At 68.5% G+C, this 20,098-nt stretch carries 20 protein-coding genes and 1 pseudogene; 16 read left to right on the forward strand and 5 right to left on the reverse strand.

All coding sequences use genetic code 11. From position 1 onward, the window contains the following. Together FV242_RS21270 and FV242_RS21275 are read left to right on the forward strand one after the other, a co-directional pair. Positions 1-399: pseudogene (locus tag FV242_RS21270) on the forward strand (hypothetical protein); the annotation flags it as partial. Next, entirely contained in the window at positions 400-840 is a 441-nt protein-coding gene (locus FV242_RS21275; RefSeq protein ID WP_246692800.1) for an alpha/beta fold hydrolase, read from the forward strand. A gap of 68 nt (positions 841-908) precedes the next feature. Here FV242_RS21275 and FV242_RS21280 read toward each other — a convergent pair whose 3' ends face one another. Together FV242_RS21280 and FV242_RS21285 are read right to left on the reverse strand one after the other, a co-directional pair. Next, positions 909-1,679 carry an enoyl-CoA hydratase/isomerase family protein gene (locus FV242_RS21280; protein ID WP_147940289.1) on the reverse strand — a complete coding sequence of 257 codons (771 nt, stop codon included), beginning with the start codon at positions 1,677-1,679 and terminating at the stop codon, positions 909-911. 96 nt (positions 1,680-1,775) lie between these two features. Beyond that, complete coding sequence (locus FV242_RS21285) at positions 1,776-2,681, reverse strand: LysR family transcriptional regulator (RefSeq protein ID WP_147940290.1); 906 nt, start codon at positions 2,679-2,681, stop codon at positions 1,776-1,778. 122 nt (positions 2,682-2,803) lie between these two features. Here FV242_RS21285 and FV242_RS21290 point away from each other — a divergent pair, with 122 nt between their 5' ends. The 3 genes from FV242_RS21290 (at position 2,804) to FV242_RS21300 (ending at position 4,954) form a co-directional block, all read left to right on the forward strand. Beyond that, complete coding sequence (locus FV242_RS21290; protein ID WP_147940291.1) at positions 2,804-3,439, forward strand: glutathione S-transferase family protein; 636 nt, start codon at positions 2,804-2,806, stop codon at positions 3,437-3,439. A 96-nt stretch (positions 3,440-3,535) separates the two neighbouring features. Then, positions 3,536-4,210, forward strand: coding sequence for a peroxiredoxin-like family protein (locus tag FV242_RS21295; RefSeq protein WP_147940292.1), 675 nt, complete (start codon positions 3,536-3,538; stop codon positions 4,208-4,210). 27 nt (positions 4,211-4,237) lie between these two features. Further along, a complete protein-coding gene (locus FV242_RS21300) occupies positions 4,238-4,954 on the forward strand; it encodes an SDR family oxidoreductase (protein WP_147940293.1) in 717 nt (238 codons plus the stop codon). A 13-nt stretch (positions 4,955-4,967) separates the two neighbouring features. Here the strand turns inward: FV242_RS21300 and FV242_RS21305 are convergent, their stop codons facing one another. Continuing rightward, on the reverse strand, positions 4,968-5,900 hold the full coding sequence (locus tag FV242_RS21305) for a LysR family transcriptional regulator (RefSeq protein ID WP_147940294.1): 933 nt from the start codon (positions 5,898-5,900) through the stop codon (positions 4,968-4,970). 100 nt (positions 5,901-6,000) lie between these two features. Between FV242_RS21305 and FV242_RS21310 the strand changes: the two genes are divergently transcribed. After that, positions 6,001-6,690, forward strand: coding sequence for an SDR family NAD(P)-dependent oxidoreductase (locus tag FV242_RS21310; protein ID WP_147940295.1), 690 nt, complete (start codon positions 6,001-6,003; stop codon positions 6,688-6,690). Between the two features lie 238 nt (positions 6,691-6,928). Continuing rightward, positions 6,929-7,699 (forward strand): SDR family NAD(P)-dependent oxidoreductase, encoded by a 771-nt coding sequence (locus FV242_RS21315; RefSeq protein WP_147940296.1) that lies wholly within the window; start codon positions 6,929-6,931, stop codon positions 7,697-7,699. 60 nt (positions 7,700-7,759) lie between these two features. On the opposite strand, the gene FV242_RS21320 is transcribed toward FV242_RS21315, so the two are convergent. Both FV242_RS21320 and FV242_RS21325 read right to left on the reverse strand, forming a co-directional pair. Beyond that, on the reverse strand, positions 7,760-8,677 hold the full coding sequence (locus FV242_RS21320; protein ID WP_246692801.1) for an alpha/beta fold hydrolase: 918 nt from the start codon (positions 8,675-8,677) through the stop codon (positions 7,760-7,762). 651 nt (positions 8,678-9,328) lie between these two features. Then, positions 9,329-10,315 (reverse strand): AraC family transcriptional regulator, encoded by a 987-nt coding sequence (locus FV242_RS21325; protein ID WP_147940297.1) that lies wholly within the window; start codon positions 10,313-10,315, stop codon positions 9,329-9,331. Between the two features lie 173 nt (positions 10,316-10,488). On the opposite strand from FV242_RS21325, the gene FV242_RS21330 reads away from it, so the two are divergent. The 9 genes from FV242_RS21330 to FV242_RS35645 all read left to right on the forward strand — a co-directional run bounded on the left by FV242_RS21330 (position 10,489) and on the right by FV242_RS35645 (position 19,728). Further along, positions 10,489-11,148, forward strand: coding sequence for a cytochrome b/b6 domain-containing protein (locus tag FV242_RS21330; RefSeq protein WP_147940298.1), 660 nt, complete (start codon positions 10,489-10,491; stop codon positions 11,146-11,148). After that, positions 11,145-11,918, forward strand: a complete 774-nt coding sequence (locus FV242_RS21335) for a molybdopterin-dependent oxidoreductase (protein WP_147940299.1) — start codon at positions 11,145-11,147, stop codon at positions 11,916-11,918. The genes FV242_RS21330 and FV242_RS21335 overlap by 4 nt, the downstream gene beginning before the upstream one ends. Continuing rightward, entirely contained in the window at positions 11,915-12,445 is a 531-nt protein-coding gene (locus FV242_RS21340) for a hypothetical protein (protein WP_147940300.1), read from the forward strand. Before FV242_RS21335 ends, FV242_RS21340 begins: the two co-directional genes overlap by 4 nt. Positions 12,446-12,464: 19 nt before the next feature. Next, the gene (locus tag FV242_RS21345) at positions 12,465-13,208 is read left to right on the forward strand and encodes a DUF2064 domain-containing protein (RefSeq protein WP_147940301.1); all 744 of its coding nucleotides are present in this window, start codon (positions 12,465-12,467) and stop codon (positions 13,206-13,208) included. Further along, positions 13,205-14,563, forward strand: a complete 1,359-nt coding sequence (locus tag FV242_RS21350) for a glycosyltransferase 87 family protein (RefSeq protein WP_147940302.1) — start codon at positions 13,205-13,207, stop codon at positions 14,561-14,563. The genes FV242_RS21345 and FV242_RS21350 overlap by 4 nt, the downstream gene beginning before the upstream one ends. Then, entirely contained in the window at positions 14,560-15,612 is a 1,053-nt protein-coding gene (locus FV242_RS21355) for a radical SAM/SPASM domain-containing protein (RefSeq protein WP_147940303.1), read from the forward strand. Before FV242_RS21350 ends, FV242_RS21355 begins: the two co-directional genes overlap by 4 nt. A gap of 3 nt (positions 15,613-15,615) precedes the next feature. Then, positions 15,616-16,314 carry a glycosyltransferase family 2 protein gene (locus tag FV242_RS21360; protein WP_147940304.1) on the forward strand — a complete coding sequence of 233 codons (699 nt, stop codon included), beginning with the start codon at positions 15,616-15,618 and terminating at the stop codon, positions 16,312-16,314. 4 nt (positions 16,315-16,318) lie between these two features. Continuing rightward, positions 16,319-17,545, forward strand: a complete 1,227-nt coding sequence (locus FV242_RS21365; protein ID WP_147940305.1) for a pyridoxal phosphate-dependent aminotransferase — start codon at positions 16,319-16,321, stop codon at positions 17,543-17,545. Between the two features lie 77 nt (positions 17,546-17,622). Next, entirely contained in the window at positions 17,623-19,728 is a 2,106-nt protein-coding gene (locus FV242_RS35645; RefSeq protein WP_246692802.1) for a hypothetical protein, read from the forward strand. Positions 19,729-20,098 lie beyond the last annotated feature (370 nt).

The raw sequence follows: 20,098 nt of genomic DNA on the forward strand, positions 1-20,098 counted from the left end.
TGCACCGACCCCGTACGAGATCCGACACAAATCGTGACATGGTTCGTCCGACGCTGGCAGGTCGAGGTTACCTTCCAAGAGGCACGCGCCCATCTCGGCGTCGAGACCCAGCGTCAGTGGTCCGACAAAGCCATTGCCCGCACGACGCCCTGCCTGCTCGCCCTGTTCTCAATCGTCACCCTAATGGCCCAGCTGCTCCCAACCCGTCAGCGGCGGCAGATCGCAGCGACGGCGTGGTACCCCAAGCCCCAGCCTACATTCTCGGACGCCCTCGCCGTCGTCCGCTATGCGATCTGGCGCGAGGAGGGTTTATCGACGTCACGTCGCAAACGCGACCGCAGGAAACCTCGGTTCCGTCTGCCGCCACCCTGGGCCTACGCTCTCTGCCAAGCCGCCTAATTGGCCAAAGTCGAGCTCAGAGCCTATTGGGAAAAGCCGAACGAGGCCGCCGTGGAGGCCATCCGCGCCCGTATGACCCTCGACGGCGTCAAGGCACCCTACTTCCACGGGGTGCCCGACCCGTCGGTCATTGAGCCCGAGTCGTACACGCTCGACGCCGCCGTTCTGGCGCGACCGGGCAATGCGGACCGCCAAGTCAAGCTCAAGCTCGACTACAAGCGCAACCTGGAACGCTACCCGCTGGTCCAGGCCTTCTTCCGCGAGCGCCGCCCGAAGCTCCTCGCGATATGGGGCCGCAACGACCCCTTCTTCATCCCGCCCGGAGCCGAGGCGTTCAAGCGCGATATCCCGGACGCACGGGTCCGCTTCCTCGACACCGGCCACTTTGCGCTGGAGACGAACGGGGACGACATCGCCCGAGAGATCTGGGCCTACTTCTGAGCTTCCGGCGTGCCGGGCCATCCTCGCGGGTCCGACACGCCGTGGGATGGCTCGGATCGGGCGCTCACTCAGTTCTGGGCGGCCATGGTCCGTGCCACGTCGGCGGCGCTGATGCCCTCCAGGGCCAGGCCGTAGCCGGTGCCCTCCTCGACGAGCCGGCGCAGGCGCTGCGTGAGCGCGATCCGCGTGTAGCGGCCGGTGAGCGGCGGCAGGGCTGCGATCCCGTCCGCGATCTCGTGCGCCCTGGCCAGCAGTCGGTCTTGCGGCACGATCTCGTTGACGACGCCCCAATCCTTGGCCGTCTGGGCATCCAGCACCTGCCGCGTCAGCAGGAAGTACCGCCCGCGGATCGAACCGATCACCTCAGGCCACAGGATGTGTATGCCGTCGCCCGGCACGATCCCGAACTCGAAATGCGGCTTGTCCTGGAATACCGTCTCGGGCGTAGCCAGCACGATGTCGGTGAGCAGCGCGTATTCGCTGTGCAGCAGGACCGGTCCGTTGAGCGCGGTGATCATCGGCACCTCGATGTCGAGGATGTTGCTGAGCACCTTGCGGCCCTCCCGCAGGATCTTGTCGTAGCCCTGCGGCGTGAAGAAATCGAAGCCCTCGGGGCTGATCGCGTCCATGAAGGCGTCCCCCGCCCCCGTCAGGATCACCGCCCGGTTGTCGCGGTCCTCGCCGATCGCGTGGAACAGGTCGACGAACTGCTCGTGGGTGTGACCGTTAAAGACGAGCTTGCCGCCCTCGGTGTGGAGCATGACCTCCAGCACGCCGTTCGGCTTCCGGGTCAGGCGGGCGTTGGGGAACGCGTCGCGGTAGGTCTCTAAACGGGCCATCGGTGCTGTCCTCGTGGTGGCCGGCCCCGTTGGTCGGCGTGAGGACGAGGTAGACGGCGCCGCCCGGCGACGGATGACGGCGCGCAGCGATAAGACTTATGCCGTCGCGGAATGGGGCTCCCGGGTCTCAGCCATCACCGCCTCGACGAAGCCGGCGAAGAGCCGCGCCTTGGCGCTGGCCATGCGACCGGTGGGGAAGACCGCCCAGAGATCGATCATAGGCAATGCCCAGGGCTGCAGCAGCCGCCGGACCGAGCCGCTCGCCAGTTCGGGGGCGAACATCCAGTCCGACGCGATGGTGAGCCCGATATCGGCCAGCACGGCCGCACGCAGGCCTTCGGCCGCGCTGACCCGGACGCGGCCATGCACCGCAACCGAGATCTCGGCGCCGTCCCGGGTGAAGGACCAAGCATCGGGCTGCCGGCTGTAGACCACCGCCTCGTGCCCGGCGAGGTCCGCGGGACTGCGCGGTTCGCCCGCGCGGGCGAGATAGGCGGGCGTGGCGAGCACCGAACGGCCGCCGGTGGCGAGCTTGCGCGCGACGACGGCCGAATCCGGCAGCGCCCCCATGCGCAGGGACAGGTCGATCCCCTCGCCGACGAGGTCGATCACCCGGTCGTCGAGGACGATCTCGATGTCGAGGTCCGGGTGCTCGGCGAGGAAGCGCGGCAGCATCGGCACCACGTGAAGCCGGGCGAAGGTGGTCGCCGCCGAGACGCGCAGCCGTCCCGAAAGACCGGCCCCCGCGCCGCGGGCGGCGCGCTCGGCCTCGTCCGCCTCCGCGATGGCCGCCCGCGCCCGCTCGTAGAAACGCAGGCCCGCCTCCGTGGGGCTCAGGCCGTGCGTCGAGCGGACGAGCAGGCTGACCTGCAGCCGGTTCTCCAGCTGCGCGATCGTCTTAGAGACGGCGGGCTGGCCGACATTCAGGAGTCGGGCGGCCCCCGAGAAGGAGCCCGATTCCACGACCTGCACGAAGGTGGCCATCGCCTGATACCGGTCCACGCCATGCCTCCCTGGAATGAGCGTTATCGCCTCGGGCCTTCTGCCCTGTCCATCGGGGGAGGCGCATCAGTCCGGCCGTCTTCACCGCGCCGCTGCGGTGACCCAGCCGGAGCAACGCGGACATGTTCGAGGTCTATGCCTTCGCCACGCCCAACAGCATCAAGGTCCTCATCGCGCTGGAGGAACTCGACCTCCCATACCGCCTCCACGGCGTGAACGTGCGTCAGGGCGAGCAGAAGGCGCCTGAATTCCTGGCGCTAAACGCGAACGCGAAGGTGCCGGTACTGATCGACCCGGCGGCGGCCGATGGCCGGCTGGTCCTGACCGAGTCCGCGGCAATCCTGGTCTACCTCGCCGAAACGAGCGGCCGCTTGATGCCGCCGGACGGCGAAGGCCGGGCGCGCGTATTCGAGCAGCTGTTCTTCCACGCCTCCGGGCTTGGCCCGGCCTTCGGGCAGGCGGGCTTCTTTCAACGCCAGGCCGCGGAGCCGCAGCCGCTCGCCATCGCCCGCTTCTCGGCGGAGGCGAACCGGACGCTCGGTGTACTCGACGGGGTCCTGGCCGAACGTTGCTATGTCGCCGGCGACGCCTTCACGGTGGCCGACATCGCCCATTTCGGCTGGCTCTGGCGACGCGAGTTCGCGGGCGTGAGCTTCGAGAACACGCCGCATGTCGCCCGCTGGTACGACGCGATGGCCGCGCGTCCCGCTGTCCAACGCGCGATCGAGCGGGTGAACGCGCCCGTGCCGCAGGCCTGACCGGTCGCACGCCACCGGGCTCGCCCCGGGCTGGTCCACTCCCGCAAGCCAGCAGCGCAAGCCAGCTCGCCAGTCTGTCGCACGAGGCACAAACCCATGACCCTGCAATCCAAGCTCGACGCCTTCAAAGCCGATTTCGAGGCCGGCAAGCCCCCCTACAACGTCCCGCCCTCGGTGATCCGGACGATGCACCGGGCCACCGCGGAACTGATCGCCACCGGCGCCGCGACCCGTGCCCTCAGGGCCGGCGACCGGGCGCCGGCGTTCACGCTCAACGATCCGGAGGGGCAGCCCATCTCCTCCGACGCTCTGCTGGCGCGCGGGCCGCTCGTGATTAGCTTCTACCGCGGCGGGTGGTGCTCCTACTGCAACATGGAGCTCCGGGCGCTTCAGGAGGCGCTGCCACAATTCGAGAAACTCGGGGCGAGCCTCGTTGCCCTCTCGCCTCAGACGGCGGCCAACAGCCGGAAGTCGGTCCGTCAGAATGCCCTTGAATTCCCGATCTTGTCGGACCCGCACAACGCCGTCGCGGCCGCGTTCGGCCTGCGCTTCGCGCTGCCTGATTACCTCGTCGATCTCTACATGAGCCTGAAGAACGACCTGCCGGCGTTCAACGGCGACGCGAGCTGGACCCTGCCGATGCCCGGCCGCTTCATCGTCGGGCAGGACGGCGTGATCCTCTACGCCGAGGTGAACCCCGACTACACGCGCCGACCCGAGCCCAAAGACATGCTGCCGGCGCTCCGCCGCGCCGCCTCCATTCCCGCCTGACAAGACACGGCCGCAAGGAGATCCAGGATGCCCCGAACCTTTCTCGTGACCGGTGCCAGCAAGGGCATCGGGCTGGCCGTCGCACACCACCTCGCCGGCGCAGGCCATCACGTCGTCGGCATCGCCCGCGGCGGCCTCGACGGCTTTCCCGGCACGCTCGTGCCGGTGGACCTCGCCGACGGTCCGGCGACCGACACGGTCCTTGCAGACCTGACCGAACACTTCGCCTTCGATGGCGTGGTCAACAATGTGGGCTTGGTGCGGCCACAGCGACTTGAGGCCGTTGAGATGTCCGCGCTGGACGAGGTCCTGCGCGTCAACCTCCATCCGGCGCTTAAGGCCGTGCAGGCGACCCTGCCCGGCATGCGCCGGCGCGGCTGGGGCCGGGTCGTCAACATCGCCAGCCTGACCGTCCTCGGCAGCGTCGAGCGCACGGCTTACGCGGCCGCGAAGGCGGCGCTGGTTAGCTTCACCCGCTCCTGGGCGCTCGAGCTCGCAACGACCGGGATCACCGTCAACGCAGTGGCGCCCGGACCGACGGAGACCGAGCTGTTCCGGGCCAACAACCCGCCGGGCAGCGAGGGCGAGACTCGCTACCTCGCCGGGGTGCCGATGGGGCGCTTCGGACGGCCGGAGGAGATCGCGGCAGCCATCGCGTTCCTGATGTCGGACGGGGCGGCGTTCATGACGGGGCAGACGCTCTACGTCGACGGCGGTGCCTCGATCGGCCGGGCGGCGCTGTAGTCCCGGACGCGGCTCACCGTGTCGCGGCGGCATCGAGATCGTTGTTGCCGCCGACCAGCTGCAGGCACCATTCGGTGAAAGCGCGGACCTTCGCGGCGCGATGCTGGCGCGACGGGTAGATCGCGTACAGGGGGAAGGTCTCGTCGGGCCAGTCCGGGAAGATCTCGACGAGCTTGCCGCTCGCGACGAAGTTCCGGCTGCCGAGCTGCATGACCTGCGCGATCCCCGCGCCTTCGCAACAGGCGCCGATCATCGTCTCGACGTCCGACACCATCAGGCGCGCCGGCTGCCGCACCGGCACGACCTCGTCGCCGCGGCGGAACTCCCACGCGAAGGGGCGGCCCGTCAGCGGATCCTGATAGTCGATGCAGGCGTGGTCGCGAAGGTCGCGCGGGTGCGCGGGGCGGCCGTGCGCAGCGAGGTACGCCGGCGCCGCGACTGTCAGGATCCGCGTTTCCAGGAGCTTGCGCGCGGTGAAGCCCGCCACCGGCGGATCCCCGAACCGAAGTGCCATATCGAACCCGTCGGCGACGAGGTCGCCGATCTGATCGCGCATGATCAGTTCGAGCCGCAACTTGCGATGGAGCGCGAGGAAGCGCGTCAGCTCGCGCGATAGGACGAGGCGCGAGAAAAACGGATCGACATTCACCCGCAGGCGCCCGCGCACCGTCGACGCACTGCCCGCCGCCTCCAGGGCGGCTTCCTCGATCCCGTCGAGATGCGGGCCGACCCGCTCCCAGAAGCGACTTCCCTCGTCGGTGAGGCGCAAGGTCCGGGTCGTGCGATCAAGCAACCGCACACCGACGCGGGTTTCCAGACGCTGGATGGCGCGTCCCACACCCGACTGGGTGAGGCCGAGGGCCTCGGCCGCTCGGGTCATGGTTCCGGCCTCGACCACAGCCATCAGAACCGTCACGCCGGCGAGCAGTCGGCCATCGTAAGGCATCGTTCCATGACTCCGAGTCCGGAATGATCTGATAGAACGACGCTAATTCCTGTCCCGACTCTACGCCACATAGAGCTGTGGCAATTCAGAGGAGGCTCTCATGACAGGGCAATCCACGGCGCTCGTCGTCGGCGCTTCGCGCGGACTGGGCTTCGCCCTCGCGGAGGAGTGGCTCGGGCGCGGGTGGCGCGTGATCGCAACGGCACGCGGCCGCTCCGACCAGCTTGAGACGCTCGCGAACCGCTTTCCCGACAGACTTGAGATCCAGCCGGTCGACATCAACGATGGAAGCTCTGTCCGCGCGCTGCGCGAGCGCTTGAGTGGTCGACGCGTCGACGTCCTGTTCATCAATGCCGGCATTGCCCGCGAAATCGAGGCGAGCCCGGTCAGCGCGCACGAGACGGACTTTCTCGACATGATGCTGACCAACGCCTTCTCGCCCGTGCGCGCGGTCGAGCTCTTGCGGGATCTGGTGCCGGCCGGCGGTACCATCGGGATCATGAGCTCCGAGCTCGGCAGCATCGCGCATGCAACCGGCTTCTGGCAGCTCTACGCGTCCAGCAAAGCCGCGCTCAACATGCTCATGAAGGGCTATGCGGCGAAGCACCCCGATGACGGGCACGCCCTGCTCCTCGTCGCTCCCGGCTGGGTGCGGACCGAGATGGGCGGCGGCGATGCGGCTCTGTCCGTCGCGGAGAGCATCCCGCGCGTGGTCGACATGATCGAGGCGAACCGCGGCTTGGCCGGGCTACGCTACGTCGACCGGTTCAACAATCCGCTTCCCTGGTGACCGGCTGACTGCAAGGCGAACCGGACATGCGCCAACCGCGCACCACGGCAGGCAGCGTCCACCCGAGGAGATCGGCGACGGCGACCGGAACGGCTCCGGTTGTCGCGCAGAGCCGCCCGTCATCGCCTCGAGCGGTGCTGCCCGAGCAGGGATTCGCGACGCACGATCTACGGGCGGCCGCATCGTTGCAGCCCTATCAAACGCCGATCGTAACCGAAGCATTGCTGAAAGACTGACGATGGCCCGTATCTTCATCACCGGATCGTCGGATGGCCTCGGGCTCATGGCGGGCCAGCGCCTGGCTTGCGAGGGCCATGAAGTCGTGCTGCATGCGCGGAACACCGATCGCGGCGAGGTCGCGCGACGGGCGCTTCCGAAAGCGGCCCAGATCGTCATCGGCGATGTCGTCACGATCGTCGGCATGCGATCCGTGGCCGAGCAGGCCAACGCGATCGGGCGCTTCGACGCCGTCATACATAATGTCGGCATCGGCTACCGCGAAGCGCGCCGGCTGGAGACCCGGGATGGTCTGAGCCATCTCTTCGCGATCAACGTCTTGGCGCCCTACGTGCTCACCGCCTTGATGGAGAGGCCAGACCGCCTCGTTTACCTGAGCTCGGGCATGCACCCAGGCGGTATCCCGGACATGGACGATCTGCAATGGACCAGACGGCGCTGGAGCGGATCGCAGGCTTACGCGGAAACGAAGTTCCTGAATGTCCTGCTGGCTTTCGGCGTGGCACGACGCTGGCCCGCGGTGCGATCGAACGCCCTCGAACCGGGCTGGGTACCCACCCGTATGGGCGGTCCCGGTGCGCCGGATGATTTGACCGCCGCGCCCGTGACCCAGGCATGGCTGGCGGTCGGGGACGACCCAGCGACCCGTGTCACGGGCCGGTACTTCTATCACCAGCGCGAAAAATTGCCGGAGCCCAGCACCCGTCGCGTCGGGCTGCAGGAGGCTCTGCTGGACCGGTGCGCGACTCTGTCCGGTGTGCCGCTGCCCTAGACAACCACGCAGCACCTCGGTGGAGCGCTTGAGGTCGGGGATCTTAGGCGCGTACGGCCGTCATATGCCGGACAACGCTCGGCCCGGACGTCCCGTGAAGCGAAGGACGGCCTCCGCGAAGGCGCAGGCCTCCTCGATATGGGCGAAGTGGCCGCTCTTCTCGAAGATTCTCATTTGCGCCTGCGGTAGCAGATCGGCCAGCAACGCCGCGTGGCGCGGGCCGAGAATGAAGTCGTCGGTTCCGGTGACGACGAGCGCCGGAACCTGCAAGGTGGCGAGACGGTCGCGAACGTCGAAGACTTGGCCATCGTCGACCAGCAGCGTCGCCTGGAGCCGCCGTCGCAGGGTCGCGAGCATGTCGGGCCAGCGCCGGAAGTCCGACATATAGGCCGGAAGGAGGTCGCGCAGCGCCGCGGTATAGGCCGCGTCTGTGCGGGTGGTGGGGATCGAGGCCCAGGCCCTCTCGACCGCGTTGGCTTCCGCCGTCCCCGCGTGGCGTGCCACGAAGGCGGCGATCTCAGCGCTCGCATCGGCCATGAAGGCGCCGCCTGTGTAGGCAGTGCCGGCATACATGATCAGACCCGCAAGTCCTCCTGGCCGCTTGAGCGCTGCCTCCAGCACCACGAAGGCACCGTGCGAATGGCCGAGAAGGTAAGGATCGGGGATACCGGCCGCGTCGATAAACGCGAGCAGCTGTTCGGAGAAGCGGTCTACGCTGTACCCCTGAGGATGGGTCGCGAGGCGTCCGGACGATCCTGTGCCGATCGGGTCCAGATACACCATGGTCAGGCTCTTTTCGAGCAGAGGCAATCGCAAGTAGCTGGCGTCTATGCCGGGGCCACCGGCATGCGCGATGCAATATGGTCCGATGCCGGAGACGTGATAATGTTGAGCTACGCCGTTCACGGCGATGCTGTGCGTGCCAGGCGCTAGGACAGACGGCATGAACATCCTTTCGCATCTTAAATGGCGGGACATGGCACCCGCAGATCCACGTCTCTGATGTTCCGATGGTGCCAGGAGTGACTGCGCGACTCCGTTCTCGACTCGGCAGCAGGCCTCGAGCCGTACGCAGACGCGCTGGATATACAAAGCAGGGTAATGTCTAAGGACAGCATAACGTCAGGCGACCCGCTTTGATCGTCTGCCGAGGTGGCCGATATGCGTCATTCTATGCTGGTCTTTCGCCGAGCAGACCATTCTTTCATCGGGGCTTGCCATCGACCCAACCAGACCAAGCGTCTGTGCCACGTTGACGAAGAGCATCATCGATCGGCGTGGCAGATCCTGATTTCAAGATTTCTCAGCCTTGATGGGCGCCGCTTCTCGGGTCGCGCCGTGCATACTGAAGAGCAGGATTTTTAAGATTCCTCATCCCCGAAAGGCCGCCCTTCGTTTTACGAATGAAGGCCCCCCTGAGGAAATCCGGGCCGTCTTTTCGACGCGCCGCTTATATGCAGATTTAATTTCAGAAACCACCAAGTTCGAGCCACAGCACCTGATTTGAACGATAACGCACGCCGTGCGGGTTCCCCCATCGCAAGTTTTTGGCGAGACTATCCGGCGTTGATGATGGCAATACCCTCGGTGCTCGTGTTCAACTCGGAAGACATCCACCCGCATGCACGCTCAGGGCCTTTCGGACTTCCGCCGTGCGCCGTCGATCCCGAGGTCGGATTGTTGCTCCAGGGATCTGACCAGGCTCGTGGCTTGAGCGCGGTAGGCGCTCGGATCGCACCCGTAAGCGGTCTTGAAGGCGTGCGAGAAGTAACTGCGGCTGGCGTAACCGACGCTCTCAGAGATGACCTTCACGGGCATGGGCGAGGACGTCAGCAGCTTGGCTGCCAGTTGCAGTCGCGCCCGCTGCAGATACTCGATCGGACCCTCGCCGAATGTGGCGGAGAAGCGCTCGGCGAAACCGGAGCGGCTCATTCCACAGAGCGCAGCCAAGCTATCGACCGTATGCTGCGCCCCAGGCGCGTCGAGGACAGCCGCAATCGCCGGAACCAGTCTCGGATCGCGCAGCGCTTCGAAGATCGGCGATTCAGCGCCTTTCTCCTTCAGATGGATCCGAAGCAGGATCGTCAGGCACTGCTTCATCAGCGCACTCGTCACTTCCTGCGTACCAAGACTTGGATTGACCAGTTCCTCGATCATGAAAGCGAAGGCGTGGCGCAGCCTGTCGCTGCCGGATAAATCTTCAATTAAAGCGTTGTGCAGACGGTCGAAAAGACCGAGCGCGCCGGCATATCGCGCCGCGATAGAGCCGCAGGCCAGTAAAATGTCCCGTCTTCCATCACCCGCCGTCAACGCAATAAGGCCATCCGGAAGAACTCTGCGTGCGTCTTCGGCCGTAACCGTTCGGGCAGCTCCCGCGAAACCAATTGAGTGCCGCATGCCGCGCGGTGGGATCACCATGCAATTCGGCCCGAAACGTAGAGGTTCTTGACCTTCGACCACGATCGTTCCTGAGCCCGCAAGAACGTAATGGACAAGAATCGCGTCCGCCATGCCGTTCTTCGCCAGCTGCCACCCGGTCTGGATCTCACAGAACGCGAACGCATGGACCTGCACAGACAAAGTCGAGAACAGACGCGGAAGAATATCGCAGGACATGGGCACTCCGTGCGCTCTTACTGGTGAACTAATGTCAGCGTCTTCAGTGGAAGGTCTAGGGCATCACGATAGGCAATTTCGCGATTGGCTTTTCCCATATGGCTTGTCGATCCCATAATTCATCAATTTACGACCACGTATTGGATCAAAACACAGGAAGGGCGCCCGCTATCATGAAGATGAACTTGATCAGATCCAGGCGTCGCTTGCACCCATGGCCGGTGCGGATCATGCACTGGACGAACGCCGTGGCGATGGTGGTGCTGATCGGCTCCGGCTGGGGCATCTACGACGATTCCGTCATTATTCACGGCGTGTACTTTCCCAAGGCGATCCGCCTTGGGTCCTGGGCCGCCGAGAGCCTGCTTTGGCACTTCGCCGCGATGTGGCTGCTGGTTGCCAATGGCGGCGCTTATCTCGTCTACGGCGTCGCGACCGGGCGCCTGCGCGAGCGCCTCCTGCCGATCCGCCCGAGCGACATCGTGCAGACGGTCCGCGACACGCTGCGGCTCAAGCTCGCGCACGAGGACCTGACGACCTACAACGCCGTCCAGAAGATCCTCTACATCGTCGCCATCCTGGCCGGCATCAGCCAAGTCGTCAGCGGGCTGGCCATCTGGAAGCCGGTCCAGTTCTCTGGCCTCGTCGCACTGCTCGGCGGCTTCCAGGGCGCGCGCCTCGTCCACTTCGCCGGCATGGCGGTGCTGGCGGGCTTCCTTGCCATCCACGTCGTGCTCGCCCTGCTCGTGCCGCGCACGCTGTGGGCGATGCTGACTGGCGGCCCGGTCCGCCAGCCGGCCCTCCCGGCCATGGCCCGGGAGGCGGCGCGATGAGGTCGCCGTTCCGCCCCCGCACGGTGCCGGATCCCGGCATCCTCGACGACCACCGCCCCCTGGTCCGCCAGATCGAGCGGCGCGGTCTCCTGCGCGGCGGCCTGACGCTGGGCGCGCTCACCATGCTCACCGGCTGCGACGTGACCGACACGACCGCGGTCGGCCAGACGCTGCGCGCGGTCTCCGACTTCAACGACGGCATCCAGGCCGCCCTGTTCGATCCCCGCAAGCTCGCGCCGGAATATCCCGCCTCCCAGGTCCTGAAGCCGCCGCGCTTCAACGCCTACTACGACGTCGAGGACGTGAAGCCGATCGACGGCGCGGCGTGGCGGCTCGAACTCGCCGGGCTGATCTCCGACAAGCGGCCCTGGACGCGTCGGCAGATCGCGGAATTGCCCGAGCGCGAGATCATCATCCGCCACGTCTGCGTGGAGGGCTGGGACTATATCGGGCAGTGGTCGGGCGTGCCGCTCCGCGCCTTCTTGGAGCGCGTCGGCGCCGACCTCACCGCCAAGTACGTCGCCTTCAAGACGGCGGACGACTACCCGAGCAGCATCGACATGGCCAGTGCGCTGCACCCGCAGACGCTGCTCGCCACCCGCTACGCCGGCCAGGACCTGCCGGACCCCTACGGGTATCCGCTGCGCCTGCGCACCGCGGTCAAGCTCGGCTTCAAGAACCCGAAATGGATCACGGCCATCGAGGTCACCAACACCTATTCCGGTGGCTACTGGGAGAGCCGCGGATTCAGCTGGTTCGCCGGCCTATGAGCGCCCGCGTATGTCCGTGCGCCTTGGGCGCCGCGCTGCTGACCCTGACCGTCGTCGGGCCGGGGCCGGCGCAGACGGCCGGTCCCTCGCCGACCCCCGACCACATGCCGAAGCCCGGCATGACCGCCCCCGAGATGGCGGGCCGCGCGGCCGACCGGTTTCCCCAGCCCGTGCGCGCCGGCGATCTCCCCGGCCGCTTCCTGCTCCAGCCGGAGGAGTCCCAGCCCGTGCTCGGCCGCGTGACGGGCCTCGTCCGCCGCGACGATGGCGACGCCGCCTTGATCGTGCGCCTCGACGGCGTCCTCGGGCTGAACCGGCTCGGGCTCCAGCCGGCGGCCTGGAGCGGGGTCGAATCCCGGCTCGTGGCCGTGCCGGTCGAGGCGGTGGCGCTGCTGGGCGAGTACGTCGCCCTCATGGGCCTGACGCCGGAGCACCTGCGCGCACTGCCGACCGTCGTGGCCGGCTCGGCCGCCGCAATCCCGCCAGATGAGACGCTCCGCATCGGGATCGTCCGGCCCTTCCACTGATCACGGAGGATTCTGTGAGATGGCACCGAGATCGACATCCGGATCGTCCGCCACCTGCGCGATCGGCGTGATGGCCAAGGCGCCGCGCAGCGGCCGCTCCAAGACGCGGCTGTGCCCGCCGCTGAGGCCCGACCATGCCGCGCTCCTGAGCGCCGCCTTCCTGTGCGACACGACCGCCAACATCCTGGAGGCGGCGCGCGCCGCGCCGATCGCCGCCTATGCGGCCTATGCGCCGCGCGGCGCCGAGGCGCTGGTGGTCCCACACCTCGCATGCGGAACACGGCTCGTCCCGGCGGACGGCGACATTCCGGCCCCGGCGGCGGTCGAGGGCTTCGGCCGCTGCCTGCTGCAGGCCGTCGGGAGCATGCTCGCGGAGGGCCATGCGGCGGCCTGCGTGCTCAGCGCCGACATCCCGACACTGCCGACGCGCCTCCTCGTCCAGGCCGCCCGGATCCTGCTCGCGCCGGGGGACCGGGCCGTGCTCGGCGCCTGCGACGACGGCGGCTACTACATCCTCGGCCTCAAGCAGGCCCATGCCCGCCTGTTCGCCGACATCGCCTGGAGCACCGACACCGTCGCGGCCGCGACCCGCGCCCGGGCGCGCGAGATCGGCCTCGATCTCGTCGAGCTGGAGCCCTGGTACGACGTCGACGACGCGGCCTCGCTCGGCCGGCTTTCGGCCGACAGGACCGGCTTCGCCGCCCCGGCGACGCGTGCGGTTCTGGCGCGGCTCGCGGAGATGTCGGAGGCCGTGCCGGCATGACCCGGCTGCTCGCCAGTCCCGCACGCAGGCTTGCGGCCCTCGGCCTCCTGCTGCTGGCCGTGAATGTCGGCGCGCTCGCGATCCACGTACCGGGCGCCGACACGGTCGGCTCGGTCACCCGCGCCAATGTCTTCGTCGGCATCGTGGCGGTCGGCCTCGCGGTCTACCTCATCGCCGTGCGCCTCGTGCTGCGGGAGCGGTTGCCGCGGGCCGCCCTGTGGACGATCCTCGGCGTCGCCGTGCTGATGCGGGCCGCGCTGCTGCCGGCGCCGCCGTTCCTGTCGAGCGACATCTACCGCTACGTCTGGGACGGGCAGGTTCAGGCTGCCGGGATCAACCCATACCGCTACATACCGGCCGATCCGGCCCTCGAACGGCTGCGCGACGCGGCGGTCTACCCGCAGATCAACCGGAAGGATTACGCCCGCACGATCTACCCGCCCGCGGCGCAGATGGTGTTTGCCGCCGTAGGCCAGGTCTCGCACGGCGTCACCGGGATGAAGCTGGCGATGCTGGGCTTCGAAGCCCTGGGCGTGCTCGCGATGCTCGCGATCCTGCGCGGGGCCGGCCTGCCGTCGGCCCGGATCCTGATCTACGCCTGGAACCCGCTCGCCCTGTGGTCCTTCGCCTGCGACGGGCACGTCGACGCCGTGGCGATCGGCCTCCTCGGCCTCGCGCTGCTCGCCCGCACCCGCCGTCGGTACGGGCTCGCTGGCGCGCTCCTCGGCGCGGCGACCTTAGTCAAGGTTCTGCCCATCGCGGTGGCGCCCGCCTTCGTACGTGGTGGCCGGCTGTGGCGGCCAATGCTCGTCGGTGCTGCCGTGATCGCGGTCCTCTACCTGCCCTATCTCGGCGCCGGCGCGAACGTGCTCGGATTCGCCGGGGGCTACGGGGCCGAGGAGGGGTACGAGACCGGCGCGGGCTACTGGCTGCTCGCCGGGCTTGGCCATCTCGGGCTCAGCCCACCGGGCCTGCTGCGGACCTATCTGGTCTGCGCCGGCCTAACGCTCACCGCGCTCGCGCTCCGGATCGCCTTCGGCCTGGACCGGCCACCTGCGCTCGACGCGGTCGCGCTGTGCCGCGATGCCGGGCTCCTCGCAGCCCTCACCACCTGCGCGGCGAGCCCGCACTACGCTTGGTACTACCCCTGGCTGGCGCTGCCCGCGGTGGTCGCCCCAGCCCCGGCCCTGATCTGGCTCGGCTCTGCGCCGATCTTGTTCCTGATCGATCCATTCAACGACCGCTCCCTCTGGCCATCGCTGGTCTTCGTCCCGGCTCTCGTCCTGGCCGCCCGTGCGCTGTGGCGGGCCCGCACCGCACCCCTCGCCGCTCTCCCGGAAGGAACCGCCCAATGACGGCCTCAGCCGCCCTGAAGGATCCGCGCCGCTACTTCGAGGCGATCGGTACCGACCGAGCCTCCGAGGCCGTGGCGCCTCCGGTCTGCCTCTATCTTGAGGTCACGAACCGCTGCAACCTGCTGTGCGAGACCTGCCCGCGCACCTTCGAGACCTTGGAACCCCCGGCCGACATGAGCTGGGATTTGTTCACGCGGATCGTCGACCAAGTGCCGAACGTCGCCCGGGTCGTGCTCCACGGGGTCGGCGAGCCGATGCTGGTCAAGGACCTGCCGCGCATGATCCGCTACCTCAAAGACCGCGACACCTACGTCCTGTTCAATACCAACGGCACCCTGCTGCAGCCCAAGCGCTTCCGGGAGCTGATCGACACCGGGCTCGACGAACTGCGCGTCTCCCTCGACGCCGCTGACCGGGCCTCGTACCGCAGGGTGCGCGGCAAGGATTTCTTCGACCGCATCGTGCGCGACGTCGGCAAGTTCGTCGCGTTCCAGAAGGCGTCCGGCGCCACGACGCCCCGGGTCTCGCTCTGGCTGACGGGTCTCAAGGAGACCGTGGACCAGCTCCCCGCCTTCGTGAGCTTGGCGGCCGAGATGGGCGTGACTGAGGTGCACCTGCAGCGCCTCGTCTTCGACGAGGCCGGGTACGGCATGGCCCGAGCCGACCTATCGCTATTCGAGAGCGCGCGGGCCGAGGAGACCGCGGCGATCGCCGAGGCCGAGGCCCTGGGCCGCTCGCTGGGGGTGACGTTCGACGCCTCGGGCGCGACCGAGCCCGGGATCAGCCTGAAGCGGCAGGAGGACCGCGCCTGGGCCACCTGTCGGCGACCCTGGTCCCTCATGTACTTCACAGCCCGCGGACGGGCGCTGCCCTGCTGCATCGCGCCCTTCTCGGTGCGCGGCTATTCCAACTACACGTTGGGCGACGCCACGCAGGCCACGCTCCGAGAGATCTGGAACGGCGAGGCCTATCGCGACTTCCGCACCTCGCTCCTCTCCGACGCGCCGCCCGCCCCGTGCCGGAACTGCGGCCTGCGCTGGAGTCTTTAAGCGATGCACCCGGTCAGCATCGTCATTCCGACCCTGAACGAGGCCGAGGCGATCGGCGCGGTGATCCGCGAGATCCCGCCGGCCTATGCAGCCGACATCATCGTCGCCGACAGCGGCTCGACCGACGGTACGCAGGCCATCGCCCGAGTCGCCGGCGCCCGGGTGATCGAGGTCGGACGCGGCTACGGGCGGGCCTGCGCGCTCGGAGCAGCCGCCGCCGATCCGGCCTCGCGCGTGATCGTCTACCTGGATGGGGACGGCGCGGACCGCGGCGACCTGATCGAGCGGATCGCCGCGCCGGTGCTCGCCGGCCACCACAACCTCGTCCTCGCGTCGCGCACCCTGGGGAGCCGCGAGCCCGGGTCGATGCTCTGGCACCAAGTTCTCGCCGGCCGCCTCGCAGGCCTCGGCATCGGCCTGCGCTACGGCGTCCGTTACACCGACATGTGCGCCTTTCGCGCCATCGACCGCGCGGCGCTGCGGGCCCTCGACTTGCGCGAGCTGACCTACGGCTGGAACATCGAGATGCAGATGCAGGCCGCGCGCGTGGGCCTGCGCATCCGCGAGGTGCCGATGCCCTACCGGCGCCGTCTGGGCGGATCCTCGAAGGTCGCGGGCTCGCTCGGTGGGACGCTTCGGGCGACCACGCGGATCGGGGCGACCTACCTGCGCGTCGCCGCTAGCCCGGCCCAGAGATCGTAAGGCCATGGCGTTCGACGCTTACCATGCACCGGGCGGTTGGGCAGGCGACATACGAGAGGACCGCGCCCTCCTCAGATCGCCGAGACGCGGGCCCACGCCCGGGCGGTCCTTCGCGCTGGCGGCATATCTGGCCCGTTGGTCGACATGCGCGCACCACGACCTCGCCGCGTCGGACTCACAGTCGCTCTCACTCGCCGCGCTGCTGCGTCTTGCTGGTCCGGAGGACGTGAAGCGCTGGCGGAACGCGGACCTCGGCTACGCCGACCCGCGCGGCGCCTCATGGTTACGCGCCGCGGTCGCCGAGCGGTACGTCGGCCTGAAACCCCATGACGTGCTCGTCAGTGCCGGCGCACAGGAAGCGGTGGCCTGCGTTCTGCGCGCGTTGCTCGGCCCGGACGACCATGCGGTGGTGGTGGTGCCGATCTACCAACCGTCCGAGCTCGTCGTGACGAGTTTATGCGCGGCGGATGGGGTCGCCCTGAGTTCGGACCGGCATTGGGCGCTCGACCTGGACCACCTCGCCAGCGTGATCCGGCCGAACACGCGGCTGGTGCTGGTGAACTTCCCTAACAGCCCGACAGGTGCGACCTTGGACCGGACGACCCTGGCTGGCTTGATCGACCTCTGCCGCCGGCACGGGCTCTGGCTTGTCAATGACGAGGTCTATCGCCAGACGGACGCCAACCCGGAGGGTGCCATCCCGCCAGTCATCGACGTGTACGAGCGTGGGATCTCGATTAACGGACTTTCGAAGGGTTTCGGGCTGCCGGGCCTGCGCGTCGGCTGGGTTGCCTGCCGAGACCGCGCCGTGCTCGAACGTGTCCTAGCCATCAAGAGCCTGTTGTCGAGCTGCCTCGCCGGCCCGAGCGAGGTCCTCGCGCATATCGCGTTGCGGGCCGAGCCGCGCATCACCGGGCGCGCCCGCGCGACAGGTCGCGGCAACCATCGCCGACTGCGCGCCCTGCTCGATCGCCATCCGGAACGGTTCGAGCCGGACGAACCGAGGAATCTGGCCTTCGCCTTTCCCCGTTTCCGCGGGCGGGAGGGCGCGGCCGCGTTCGCGCGGGCGGTCGCGTCAGAGGTGGGCCTGCTCGTATTGCCTTCCGTGTTGTGGCGTTCGTCGTTGGCGCCGGTCCCGGCGGACCGCCTGCGCCTCGGCCTCGGCCGGCGCGGCAGCGGTGCGGCGCTCGAAATCCTTGAGGATCACCTGCAACGGCGCTCGCACCGATGAGAGCCCGCCCGAAGCGCGACCGGAACGTCGCGAAACCTGTCGGGCGCCTGGGTGTGGTCCTGCGCGGAGCATGGCGAGTGACGGGACGTCTTGTCCGCGGGCTCAGGCTCGGCGTTATCGCCACTGCACTGCTCGCCCTGGGCATCCTGTTCCTGAACTACGGCGTGCTCTCGACGCCGCAGGCTCGCGCCTACCGCGACCTCGATCCGGCCGTCCCGGAGTGCAGCGAGGGCCTTCGGACCGGCTGGACCGTCCTCAGCGAGGTCGGCCGCGGCGCCCCGATGTCGTCCATGCTCGACGGCGACGGCTGGCGCGACCCGACCAACGACGAGGGCGCGCTCCGCGACGACCGGCGCTGGCGGACGCGACTACGGTGCGCCCTGCAGCGCCACGTCATCCCGTCCGCGCGCGGCGAGCGGCCGCTGGAGTACACGCTCGGCTTCCTGGAGTTCAAGGAGGACGGCGAGCCCTACGCCCTCGTGTCGCGCGCCGGCGGCAGCGACGTCGCCATCGACAGCGCCATGCTGCGCCACGCGATGGAGGGTGAGATGCACGCCCGCGGCGCGCCGGCTACGGGGCTCAAGCCAGTCATCACGCAGCTCGACGCTCTGACGCAGCACCTGGCCACCGGACGTCACTACGTCATCGCCTTCATCCACGGCTGGCGCCACGATGCCCAGGTCGGCGACGCCAACGTCGCGGACCTGCGCTTCTACGCGGCGCACGCCGCCCGCTTCCTACGCGACCGCTGTCGGAGCGATCCCGCCGCCTGCGGGATGGACGTCACCGCGGTCTACGTCGGCTGGCGCGGCGCCCGGGTCGACGAGCGCGGCCTGCGCGACAGGTTCGGGGCGGCGCTCGGTGGCTTCTTCGGCGAGCTCTCCGCGGCTGCGACCCTGTTCGACCGCAAACCCGTGAGCGAGGCGGTCGCACCCGCGGCCATATCCGCGCTGCGCACTCTGGAGGCGGCGTTGAGGAGGCCGGGCCCCGACGGGGCCGACCGGCACAACAAGCTCGTCGTGGCCGGCCACAGCCTTGGCGGCAACATGCTGGCGACCGGCCTCAAGGACGACCTCCTCAAGGCCGTGCGGCGCCACCGGTTCGGCGAAGCGATGCCGCCGGTGCTCGGCGACTTCGTGGTGCTCATCAACCCGGCCGCCGAAGCGAGCAAGTGGACGGCGGTCCAACGCGCCGTGTGGGAGCGCGTCGCGACGCCTGCCGACCCGGGCGCCACGCCCGGGGAGGTGGCGCATGACAGCGGCCTGTTCCCGCTGGACCAGCGCCCGGTGGTAATGTCGGTCACTGCGGCGCTCGCCTTCCCGGCGGGCGGGCTGCGGCCGGGCGATTGCGCCTGGATTGGCCTCGACGTCGACGACGGCTTCCAGGACGCCCGGGCACGCATCCGGCAGCGGCTCGCCGGCACCGACGCGATGTTCAACGCCGGCGTGGACTACGATTGGGCGACCCACGACCTGTTCCCGACCTTCAAGTTCGACTTCCGGCCCGCCGCGGGCTTTCTCGAACGAGCGGCCGCGCGCATTGAGCATAGGCCACCCCGCGGAATGAGCTGCGCGGTCCCACGCGAGGCGGATCTCCTCGACAGCGTTCTCACGTTACCCTTGCGGACCCTGTCGGTCCTGGCCGCGACCTTTCCGTTCCAGATCAGCCTGCCGGAGGAGTCGCACACGATCGGTAACCTCGACCCGCCGCGACCGGCCGCCGGCGTGCTCGCCGACGCGCGGCCCTCGGGCGCACCGTTCGGCACGACCCACGAGATGCTCGGTTTGGCGGCAACCGGCTCGGAGCGGCACCACGCCTACGCGACACTGGCCGACGCGGACATCGACTGCCCGCGCGCGAACGGTTGGTTGGTCCGCGCGCGTCGACGGCGGGTGAAGGAAGGTGGTCTCGGGTGGGACAGCCAGGACTTGGCACCGCCGCAGGCCGGGGCCGAGGGTCAGGGGTCGCCCGCGGTGCGCTTCCAGCACGGGTTACCGTTAACCGGCATCGCCCCGGTCACGCTGGCCAACGATCCGTTCTGGAACGTGCGCGCCTTCGACAACGCGCTATCGCGTCACGACGGATACCGGCTGTCATCCTTCATTTGCGCGCTGAGCCAGCTGGTCATGGACGACATCGTCGACGCGGCGCACGGCAACCAAACCGGCATGTCGTCCCCATGACGATGGCCCCTCGCGCCAAAGGATCAGTCCGGCGTTGCGGGAGGCTCTAATCTGTTACGACTCTCTCGGCGGACGCTTTGGGATAGCGGATGCATTGGTGGCGCGTGCGTGCTGGTGGGCGTAGTCGCGGCCAGCTTCATCAAGACGCGCGAGAACGAGGCAAGTCAGCCAGCCATCAATCCGGCAGCCGTCAAGGCCGGCTGATCGACGTAGAGGCGGCCCCCGGGTGCGGGGGGCCGCAGGCGCAAGCTGCGACTCGACGTGTGGCAGGCCGTGCTCTCTACGCCGGACGATGTCTTCGTCACGGGGCAAGCCGATTGGGGTCTGCTACCGGGTGGCATGACTGAAATCCGGCTGGCGACCGTGCCTC

The organism is Methylobacterium sp. WL64 (assembly GCF_008039945.1).
In the GTDB taxonomy this organism is placed as follows: Bacteria; Pseudomonadota; Alphaproteobacteria; order Rhizobiales; family Beijerinckiaceae; genus Methylobacterium.